Below are 9,030 nucleotides of genomic sequence, written 5' to 3' on the forward strand. Positions count from 1 at the left end.
TCAGCGTTTAGCCTTGTCCCCGGAAAGCTCTGGGGCATTCGGTCCGTACTCGGACGGGATGCCCCGGGCGGCACCGGTATCCCAGCAAAGATCACCTGGCGCCGATGAGTAAGGCGTACCAGAACCACTCCACAGGAGGACCCCAGTGGCGAAGGCGAAGTTCGAGCGGACCAAGCCGCACGTCAACATCGGCACCATCGGTCACATCGACCACGGTAAGACGACCCTCACGGCCGCCATTACCAAGGTGCTGCATGACGCGTTTCCGGACCTGAACGAGGCCTCGGCCTTCGACCAGATCGACAAGGCTCCTGAGGAGCGCCAGCGCGGTATCACGATCTCGATCGCGCACGTCGAGTACCAGACGGAGTCGCGTCACTACGCGCACGTCGACTGCCCCGGTCACGCGGACTACATCAAGAACATGATCACCGGTGCGGCCCAGATGGACGGTGCCATCCTCGTGGTCGCCGCCACCGACGGCCCGATGCCGCAGACCAAGGAGCACGTGCTCCTGGCCCGCCAGGTCGGCGTGCCGTACATCGTTGTCGCCCTGAACAAGGCCGACATGGTGGACGACGAGGAGATCCTCGAGCTCGTCGAGCTCGAGGTGCGCGAGCTGCTCTCGGAGTACGAGTTCCCGGGCGACGACCTTCCGGTCGTCAAGGTCTCGGCGCTCAAGGCTCTCGAGGGTGACAAGGAGTGGGGCCAGACCGTCCTCGACCTGATGAAGGCCGTCGACGAGTCGATCCCGCAGCCCGAGCGTGACGTCGAGAAGCCGTTCCTCATGCCCATCGAGGACGTCTTCACGATCACCGGCCGTGGCACGGTCGTCACCGGTCGTATCGAGCGTGGTGTCCTCAAGGTCAACGAGACCGTCGACATCGTCGGTATCAAGCCGGAGAAGACCACCACCACGGTCACCGGTATCGAGATGTTCCGCAAGCTGCTCGACGAGGGCCAGGCCGGTGAGAACGTCGGTCTGCTTCTTCGTGGCATCAAGCGCGAGGACGTCGAGCGCGGCCAGGTCATCATCAAGCCGGGTTCGGTCACGCCGCACACCGAGTTCGAGGCGCAGTCCTACATCCTGTCGAAGGACGAGGGTGGCCGTCACACCCCCTTCTTCAACAACTACCGCCCGCAGTTCTACTTCCGTACCACGGACGTGACCGGCGTCGTGACCCTCCCCGAGGGCACCGAGATGGTCATGCCGGGCGACAACACCCTCATGTCGGTCTCGCTGATCCAGCCGATCGCCATGGAAGAGGGCCTGAAGTTCGCCATCCGTGAGGGTGGTCGTACGGTGGGCGCCGGCCAGGTCACCAAGATCGTCAAGTAATTTTGACCTTCTGGACCCGGTAGTTCGTCAGAGCAGTCGCAGGGGCCCCGTGTCCCGCCCGAGAGGGCGGGGTGCGGGGCCCCTGTGTGTGCCGGTGGGGAGGTATCTTCGCCGGTGCCGGGAACGGTGCCGGTGCCAGGGGCGGTGCCGGGGACGGTTGGGAGGCGGAAACCATGGTGTCCGACGAGAAGCGGCGCCGGCCGGGTGCCGGTACGGATGAGAACGGCGCGGACGAGAGTGGCGCGGACACGAGCGCCGGCGCGGTCTCCGAGGCGCTTCGGCGGATCCGGGCCCGGCTGGCGGACCTGCCGGAGGGTGAGGGCAACCGCTACTGGCTGCGGTCGGAGTCGGACGACGAGAGGTTCGCCTACATCTCGGCGAACAAGCAGCTCATCGTGGCCGCCGCGGAGCACTGCGGCCTGTCGCCCGAGATGCTCGCCGGGATCGCCTGGCAGGAGATCGGGGGCGCGCCGAGGGTGGTGGACGACATCGCCTACGAGGTGCGCAAGGTGCTGCCTGGTTCCGACGACCCGGACAAGACGTCGATGGGGCCGCTGGCCGTACAGGTACGCAGGGCCGCGGAGGTGCTGGGCTACGACCCGGGGAATCTGGCGGGCGAGCAGCGCAGGGCCGTCGTGGAGGCGGTCCGGGAACCGCGGCAGAACATCTTCATCGCCGCGGCGTATCTGGCTCACGAGAAGGCGGCCACCGAGTACGCGGACGTACCGCCCGAGCGGATGACCCGCGCGCAGATGCGGGATCTCGCCGCGCGCTACAACGGCGGCCCGTACTACCGGGTCGAGGCGGCGCAGGCGTACGCCCGGGCCTTCGCCGGGAACGTCGACAGGGCGGTGGAGGCCCTGCGCTGAGCGGCCACGGGTACCCATCCGCCGTAGAGGAGCAGAGGAGACGTATCTTGCTCACGCTGGATCTCCATCCGATCTTCCGGAACAACCGGGACATCGAACTGGCCCTGCGCCAGGCCATCTTCACGGCGACCCGCACGGGCGAGACCGTCGTGGAGATCATCCCCGGCAAGGGGACGGGAAAGCTGAAGAAGCGGGTGCTGGCCTTCCTCGGCCAGCCGCACATCAAGAAGCTGTACGACCGCTTCGAGACGGACCCGTCCAACGACGGCCGCATCCTGGTCCACTTCCGCTGTACGGCCTGACCGCGGTTACGGGTAGCGCGGCAGCCGCTCCGTCGAGATGGTCCACTCGCCGATCGTGACGTCCTCGCCGTAGACGAAGTCCTTCCGGGTCGCGTAGCGAGGACCGTCCGGCGTGGGGTGGATGTCGGACAGCACCGCACCCGTGCCGCCGCGCGGGTCGGAAGATCACGTACACCGGGATTCCGAGCAGCGGGTAGTCCCGTATCTTGCTCACCCAGTCGTTGTCCGGATTGGACCGGGACACGACTTCGACGGCGGCGAGGAGTGTCCGGGGGTCGAAGGAGCCCTCGACCTCCATGTCGGCCTCGGCGATCACCATCACATCGGGGTGACGCATCACGCCTTCGTGCACGTCTTCCACGTCGGGCGTGCCGGTGTGGGCCAGCAGGCCGTCCGGCATGACCTTCTCCAGCCGGCGGCTGACACGAGCCGCCGTCAGCTCGTGCGGACCCCCCGGCGACACCATGTCGTGGACGATGCCCTCTTTGGTGATCTCCAGCTTGCCGGGAACGCTGTCCCGCATCCGCTCGACGACGTCGCGCATCGCCTGGTACCGGGGGAGGCCGTCCCGCACGTGATCCGGGGCGACGGTCATGGCGCTCGCTCCTCGTTCCGATCGGCGGCCCGGCCGTGAACGGGAGGCCCTGCACTCAGGGTAGCGATCCGGCGGCAGTGGGTTCCCGCGACGCCGACGGTGCGGCCCAGTGCCTCGAAACGGCCTGTCCGCGCCGAGTCGCCGAGTCGCCGAGTCGCCGGGTCGTCCGGAGGCTGGGAGCGTGAGGGTGGGGGATTGACCATGAGCGGTAGTTACTTCTAAATTAGAAGTCACTAGATCGCTGTGTGCGTGCCCACGACTCGGAACAGAGGACACATGTCTGTCGCGCTCGGAAAGTTCGGTGCCTGGTTCAGCCCCCAGTTCGACGATCAGGCGCGTGTCGCGTACGCCGCCGAGGCGGAGCGGCTCGGGTATACCACCGTGTGGCTCGGGTTCGGGGCCAAGGCCGTCGGGGAGCTCGATCTCGTCGAGGCCGTCCTGGCCTCGACCGAGAGGGTCACCGTGGCGACGGCGATCATCAACATGTGGACCAATGACGCCGAGACCGTCGCGCGCTCGTACCACCGGCTGGAGGGCACGTACCCGGGCCGGCTGCTGCTCGGTGTCGGGGTGGGGCATCCGGAGAGCATCCAGACGTACCAGAAGCCGCACGCCAAGATGGTCGAGTACCTCGACCTGCTGGACGCGGCCGGTGTGCCGAAGGACGCGCGCGTGCTGGCGGCCCTGGGGCCCCGCTCGCTGGCGCTGGCGGCCGAGCGCGCCCTCGGGGCGCACCCCTATCTGGTCGTACCCGAACACACCCGCCGGGCCCGCGAGGCGCTGGGTCCCGACCGGGTGCTGGCCCCCGAGCACAAGGTGGTCGTCGACAGCGACCCCGAGCGGGCGCGGGCGGTCGGGCGGGCCTTCGTCGAGAATCCGTATCTCGGCCTGACCAACTACGTCAGCAACCTGCACCGTCTCGGCTTCGGTGAGGACGACACCAGGCCCCCGGGCAGCGACCGGCTCGTCGACGCGCTCGCCCTGCACGGCGAGCCGGGTGTGATCGCGGCGGGACTCACCGAACACCTGGACGCCGGGGCCGACCACGTCGGTATCCAGGTGCTGACCCCGGAGGCCTCGAACCCCATGTCCGGCTACCGCGCGCTGGCCGAGGTCCTGCTGTAGCTCTCCGCGGAGCGCCCCTGGGGTGCCCTTCCCGGCGCCCCAGGATTCGGACGTGAGGTCGTGGGGTACCCTTTCGGGCCGTGATTGGCCATGGCCCAGGCCGCTATGGCACACTGTCCAGGTTGCTCGGTTGAGCGCCAATGCTGCACGCCTCCCGCCGGGAGGACCGGAAGCGAGTCCCACAGTACTCGTCGTCCCAACTGCCCTACGGGGCAGCGCTGGGACGGACGTACGGGAATCTTCCGGGAAGTGTCAGCGGGGTATCAGCCAGGCACCCGGTGGGCGTTCGGCTTCCGGTTCCGCGGTCTTCGGGTCCGCACCCCCTTGGTAGGGAAATCCTTCGGGAGATCTTGTTGGAGGGGATGCGACACGCCCGACCTCGGGGGTCGGAGACCGAACAAGCGGTTCACGTGATCGCAGCCCTATCGGGTCCCAGAGCGTTACGAGAGACAGGACTACGAAGCAGCCATGGCGGGACAGAAGATCCGCATCCGGCTCAAGGCTTACGACCACGAGGTCATCGACTCTTCGGCGAAGAAGATCGTCGAGACGGTGACGCGTACTGGTGCGTCGGTCGCAGGCCCGGTGCCGCTGCCCACAGAGAAGAACGTGTACTGCGTCATCAAGTCGCCGCACAAGTACAAGGACTCGCGCGAGCACTTCGAGATGCGCACGCACAAGCGCCTGATCGACATTCTCGACCCGACGCCCAAGACCGTTGACTCGTTGATGCGCCTGGACCTTCCGGCCGGCGTTGACATCGAGATCAAGCTCTGAGAGGCGCGGAAGAGATGGCAAAGCAGATCAAGGGCGTCCTGGGCGAGAAGCTCGGCATGACCCAGGTCTGGGACGAGAACAACCGTGTCGTCCCGGTAACCGTGGTCAAGGCCGGACCCTGCGTCGTTACCCAGGTCCGTACGAATGATTCCGACGGCTACGAGTCGGTCCAGATCGCCTTCGGCGAGATCGACCCGCGCAAGGTGAACAAGCCCCTCAAGGGCCACTTCGCCAAGGCCGACGTGACCCCCCGCCGCCACCTGGTGGAGCTCCGTACCTCCGACGCCGCCGAGTACACACTCGGCCAGGAGATCACCGCCGCTGTGTTCGAGTCCGGCCTCAAGGTCGATGTCACGGGCAAGAGCAAGGGCAAGGGCTTCGCCGGTGTCATGAAGCGTCACAACTTCCATGGCCTCGGCGCCGGTCACGGTGTCCAGCGCAAGCACCGCTCGCCTGGTTCCATCGGTGGCTGTGCCACCCCGGGCCGCGTGTTCAAGGGCATGCGGATGGCCGGCCGGATGGGTAACGAGCGCGTGACCACCCAGAACCTGACCGTTCATGCCGTTGACGCGGAAAAGGGCCTGATCCTGATCAAGGGTGCGGTTCCTGGTCCGAACGGCGGCCTCGTCCTGGTCCGTACCGCGGCCAAGGGGGCCTGAGGTAACTGATGAGCACCGTTGACATCCTTTCGCCGGCAGGCGACAAGGCCGGGACCGTCGAACTCCCTTCGGAGATCTTCGACGCCAAGGTCAGCATCCCGCTGATCCACCAGGTCGTTGTCGCCCAGTTGGCCGCTGCCCGACAGGGCACGCACAAGACCAAGACCCGTGGCGAAGTCCGCGGCGGTGGCAAGAAGCCGTACCGCCAGAAGGGCACAGGCCGCGCCCGTCAGGGCTCGACCCGCGCCCCGCAGTTCGTCGGCGGTGGCGTCGTCCACGGCCCGCAGCCGCGTGACTACTCGCAGCGGACCCCGAAGAAGATGAAGGCCGCCGCACTGCGCGCAGCCCTCACCGACCGGGCCCGCCACTCCCGTATCCACGTCGTCTCCGACGTGGTCGAGGGCGCGGCGTCCACGAAGGCCGCGAAGACACTGTTCGGCAAGGTCAGCGAGCGCAAGAACCTGCTCCTGGTCGCCGAGCGTACCGACGAGGCCGCGTGGCTCTCCGCACGCAACCTGCCCCAGGTGCACATCCTGGCGCCGGGCCAGCTCAACACGTACGACGTGCTCGTCTCAGACGACGTGGTCTTCACCAAGGCCGCTTTCGAGTCCTTCGTATCTGGGCCCAAGGCCGTAGAGACCGAAGGGAGCGAAGCCTGATGGCTACGCGTCACCCGAGCATCGCCAGCAAGGCCGCCAAGGTAGCCAAGGCCAAGCGACAGGCCAAGGCCCGTCGCGAGCCCGGCCCCGTCGTCGAAACCCCGCTGAGCAAGTCCCTCTCGGACCCGCGCGACATTCTTGTCAAGCCGGTCGTCTCCGAGAAGAGCTACGCACTGCTGGACGAGGGCAAGTACACGTTCGTCGTGCTGCCCAGCGCCAACAAGACTCAGATCAAGCAGGCCGTCGAGTCGGTCTTCTCGGTCAAGGTCACCGGGGTCAACACGATCAACCGCCAGGGCAAGCGCAAGCGCACCCGCACCGGTTTCGGCAAGCGCGCGAACACCAAGCGCGCCATCGTGACCCTCGCTGAGGGCGACCGAATCGACATCTTCGGCGGCCCGACCTCCTGACGGGGGTCGAGTCGTTCAGAAGTCCGAGATCTTCCGAGGACTGAGAAATGGGTATCCGCAAGTACAAGCCGACGACCCCGGGCCGTCGTGGCTCCAGCGTCGCCGACTTTGTCGAGGTAACGCGGTCCACGCCGGAGAAGTCGCTGGTCCGCCCTCTGCACAGCAAGGGCGGCCGTAACAACGCCGGTCGTGTGACCATGCGCCACCAGGGTGGCGGCCACAAGCGCGCCTACCGCGTGATCGACTTCCGTCGTCACGACAAGGACGGCGTGCCGGCCAAGGTCGCGCACATCGAGTACGACCCCAACCGCACCGCCCGCATCGCGCTGCTGCACTACGCAGACGGCGAGAAGCGCTACATCATCGCCCCGGCCAAGCTGAGCCAGGGTGACCGGGTTGAGAACGGCGCGGGCGCCGACATCAAGCCGGGCAACAACCTTCCCCTGCGCAACATCCCGGTGGGTACGACGATCCACGCCATCGAGATGCGTCCCGGCGGCGGAGCGAAGATCTCCCGTTCAGCGGGTGCTTCGGTCCAGTTGCTGGCGAAGGAGGGCTCCATGGCCACCCTTCGTATGCCGTCCGGTGAAGTCCGTATGGTCGACGTCCGCTGCCGCGCCACTGTCGGCGAGGTCGGCAACGCCGAGCAGTCGAACATCAACTGGGGCAAGGCCGGCCGGATGCGCTGGAAGGGCGTACGCCCCTCCGTCCGCGGTGTCGCGATGAACCCGGTCGACCACCCGCACGGTGGTGGTGAGGGTAAGACCTCCGGTGGTCGCCACCCGGTCAGCCCGTGGGGTCAGAAGGAGGGTCGTACTCGCTCGCCGAAGAAGGCAAGCAGCAAGTACATCGTCCGCCGCCGCAAGACGAACAAGAAGCGCTAGGAGCGGGTTTAGATGCCGCGCAGTCTCAAGAAGGGGCCCTTCGTCGACGACCACCTGATCAAAAAGGTGGCAGTCCAGAACGAAGCAGGCACCAAGAACGTCATCAAGACCTGGTCCCGTCGCTCGATGATCGTCCCGGACATGCTGGGCCACACGATCGCGGTGCACAACGGCAAGATCCATGTCCCGGTGTTCGTCACCGAGTCGATGGTCGGCCACAAGCTCGGTGAGTTCTCGCCGACTCGCACCTTCCGCGGCCACGTCAAGGACGACCGGAAGTCGAAGCGCCGCTAACGCGGGGTGACTGACTATGACTTACACCGAAGGGACAACCATGGAAGCCAGGGCCCAGGCGCGGTACATCCGCGTCACGCCCATGAAGGCCCGCCGAGTGGTGGACCTCATCCGTGGCATGGATGCCACGGAGGCTCAGGCGGTCCTGCGCTTCGCCCCGCAGGCCGCGAGCGTGACGGTAGGCAAGGTGCTCGACAGCGCCATTGCCAATGCCGCTCACAACTACGACCACACCGACGCCAATTCGCTGGTCATCAGCGAGGCGTACGTGGACGAAGGTCCGACCCTCAAGCGGTTCCGGCCGCGTGCCCAGGGCCGTGCCTACCGGATCCGTAAGCGGACCAGCCACATCACCGTGGTCGTAAGCGCCAAGGAAGGAACCCGGTAATGGGCCAGAAGGTTAACCCGCATGGGTTCCGGCTCGGTATCACCACGGACTTCAAGTCCCGCTGGTATGCCGACAAGCTGTACAAGGACTACGTCAAGGAAGACGTCGCCATTCGTCGCATGATGACGAAGGGCATGGAGCGGGCCGGTATCTCGAAGGTCGAGATCGAGCGCACCCGCGACCGCGTCCGCGTTGACATCCACACCGCACGTCCGGGCATCGTCATCGGCCGCCGCGGCGCCGAGGCCGACCGTATCCGCGGCGAGCTGGAGAAGCTGACCGGCAAGCAGGTTCAGCTCAACATCCTTGAGGTCAAGAACCCCGAGGTGGACGCTCAGCTCGTGGCCCAGGCCGTGGCCGAGCAGCTCTCCTCGCGTGTCTCCTTCCGTCGCGCCATGCGTAAGAGCATGCAGTCGACGATGAAGGCCGGCGCCAAGGGCATCAAGATCCAGTGCGGTGGCCGTCTCGGCGGCGCCGAGATGTCCCGTTCGGAGTTCTACCGCGAGGGCCGTGTGCCCCTGCACACGCTCCGCGCGAACGTGGACTACGGCTTCTTCGAGGCCAAGACGACCTTCGGCCGTATCGGTGTGAAGGTCTGGATCTACAAGGGCAACGTCAAGAACATCGCCGAGGTCCGCGCCGAGAACGCCGCGGCCCGTGCCGGCAACCGTCCGGCCCGTGGCGGCGGTGGCGCGGGCGACCGTCCCGCCGGCCGTGGCGGCCGTGGTG

General features: G+C 66.8%; 12 protein-coding genes and 1 pseudogene. 12 read left to right on the top strand and 1 reads right to left on the bottom strand.

Annotated features, from left to right (window positions below):
• Positions 1 to 145: 145 nt before the first annotated feature.
• From tuf to QR77_RS24535, 3 genes are all read left to right on the top strand, one after another.
• Positions 146 to 1,339: an elongation factor Tu gene (gene tuf / locus QR77_RS24525; protein WP_040024274.1), complete on the top strand. Its 1,194-nt coding sequence runs from the start codon at positions 146 to 148 to the stop codon at positions 1,337 to 1,339.
• Positions 1,340 to 1,512: 173 nt separating this feature from the next.
• Positions 1,513 to 2,208, top strand: a complete 696-nt coding sequence (locus tag QR77_RS24530) for a hypothetical protein (RefSeq protein WP_052489024.1) — start codon at positions 1,513 to 1,515, stop codon at positions 2,206 to 2,208.
• Positions 2,209 to 2,255: 47 nt separating this feature from the next.
• Positions 2,256 to 2,510: a Smr/MutS family protein gene (locus QR77_RS24535; protein ID WP_040024275.1), complete on the top strand. Its 255-nt coding sequence runs from the start codon at positions 2,256 to 2,258 to the stop codon at positions 2,508 to 2,510.
• A 6-nt stretch (positions 2,511 to 2,516) separates the two neighbouring features.
• Here the strand turns inward: QR77_RS24535 and QR77_RS24540 are convergent.
• Positions 2,517 to 3,105 (bottom strand): annotated as a pseudogene (locus tag QR77_RS24540) (Uma2 family endonuclease).
• A gap of 276 nt (positions 3,106 to 3,381) precedes the next feature.
• Here QR77_RS24540 and QR77_RS24545 point away from each other — a divergent pair.
• From QR77_RS24545 to rpsC, 9 genes are all read left to right on the top strand, one after another.
• On the top strand, positions 3,382 to 4,230 hold the full coding sequence (locus QR77_RS24545) for an LLM class F420-dependent oxidoreductase (RefSeq protein WP_040024276.1): 849 nt from the start codon (positions 3,382 to 3,384) through the stop codon (positions 4,228 to 4,230).
• Positions 4,231 to 4,698: 468 nt separating this feature from the next.
• Positions 4,699 to 5,007 (top strand): 30S ribosomal protein S10, encoded by a 309-nt coding sequence (gene rpsJ / locus QR77_RS24550; RefSeq protein ID WP_003948644.1) that lies wholly within the window; start codon positions 4,699 to 4,701, stop codon positions 5,005 to 5,007.
• 14 nt (positions 5,008 to 5,021) lie between these two features.
• Positions 5,022 to 5,666, top strand: coding sequence for a 50S ribosomal protein L3 (gene rplC, locus QR77_RS24555; protein WP_040024277.1), 645 nt, complete (start codon positions 5,022 to 5,024; stop codon positions 5,664 to 5,666).
• 8 nt (positions 5,667 to 5,674) lie between these two features.
• On the top strand, positions 5,675 to 6,325 hold the full coding sequence (rplD, locus tag QR77_RS24560; RefSeq protein WP_040024278.1) for a 50S ribosomal protein L4: 651 nt from the start codon (positions 5,675 to 5,677) through the stop codon (positions 6,323 to 6,325).
• Entirely contained in the window at positions 6,325 to 6,735 is a 411-nt protein-coding gene (gene rplW / locus QR77_RS24565) for a 50S ribosomal protein L23 (protein ID WP_040024279.1), read from the top strand. Before rplD ends, rplW begins: the two co-directional genes overlap by 1 nt.
• Before the next feature lie 47 nt (positions 6,736 to 6,782).
• A complete protein-coding gene (gene rplB / locus QR77_RS24570) occupies positions 6,783 to 7,619 on the top strand; it encodes a 50S ribosomal protein L2 (RefSeq protein WP_040024280.1) in 837 nt (278 codons plus the stop codon).
• 12 nt (positions 7,620 to 7,631) lie between these two features.
• A complete protein-coding gene (gene rpsS, locus QR77_RS24575; RefSeq protein WP_040024281.1) occupies positions 7,632 to 7,913 on the top strand; it encodes a 30S ribosomal protein S19 in 282 nt (93 codons plus the stop codon).
• Positions 7,914 to 7,953: 40 nt separating this feature from the next.
• Positions 7,954 to 8,301, top strand: a complete 348-nt coding sequence (gene rplV, locus QR77_RS24580; RefSeq protein ID WP_040024282.1) for a 50S ribosomal protein L22 — start codon at positions 7,954 to 7,956, stop codon at positions 8,299 to 8,301.
• Positions 8,301 to 9,030: 30S ribosomal protein S3 (gene rpsC, locus QR77_RS24585; RefSeq protein ID WP_063798075.1), on the top strand; the 730-nt coding region annotated here is incomplete at its 3' end. The genes rplV and rpsC, both read left to right, overlap by 1 nt.

The organism is Streptomyces sp. 150FB, assembly GCF_000818195.1.
Lineage (GTDB): Bacteria > Actinomycetota > Actinomycetes > Streptomycetales > Streptomycetaceae > Streptomyces.

Excerpts from the sequence above, each read along its gene's own strand:
- QR77_RS24545 (WP_040024276.1), top strand. The coding sequence starts at position 3,382 with ATGTCTGTCGCGCTCGGAAAGTTCGGTGCCTGGTTCAGCCCCCAGTTC.
- rplC (WP_040024277.1), top strand. The coding sequence starts at position 5,022 with ATGGCAAAGCAGATCAAGGGCGTCCTGGGCGAGAAGCTCGGCATGACC.
- rplB (WP_040024280.1), top strand. The coding sequence starts at position 6,783 with ATGGGTATCCGCAAGTACAAGCCGACGACCCCGGGCCGTCGTGGCTCC.
- rplV (WP_040024282.1), top strand. The coding sequence starts at position 7,954 with ATGGAAGCCAGGGCCCAGGCGCGGTACATCCGCGTCACGCCCATGAAG.
- rpsS (WP_040024281.1), top strand. The coding sequence starts at position 7,632 with ATGCCGCGCAGTCTCAAGAAGGGGCCCTTCGTCGACGACCACCTGATC.
- QR77_RS24530 (WP_052489024.1), top strand. The coding sequence starts at position 1,513 with ATGGTGTCCGACGAGAAGCGGCGCCGGCCGGGTGCCGGTACGGATGAG.
- rplW (WP_040024279.1), top strand. The coding sequence starts at position 6,325 with ATGGCTACGCGTCACCCGAGCATCGCCAGCAAGGCCGCCAAGGTAGCC.
- rpsJ (WP_003948644.1), top strand. The coding sequence starts at position 4,699 with ATGGCGGGACAGAAGATCCGCATCCGGCTCAAGGCTTACGACCACGAG.
- rplD (WP_040024278.1), top strand. The coding sequence starts at position 5,675 with ATGAGCACCGTTGACATCCTTTCGCCGGCAGGCGACAAGGCCGGGACC.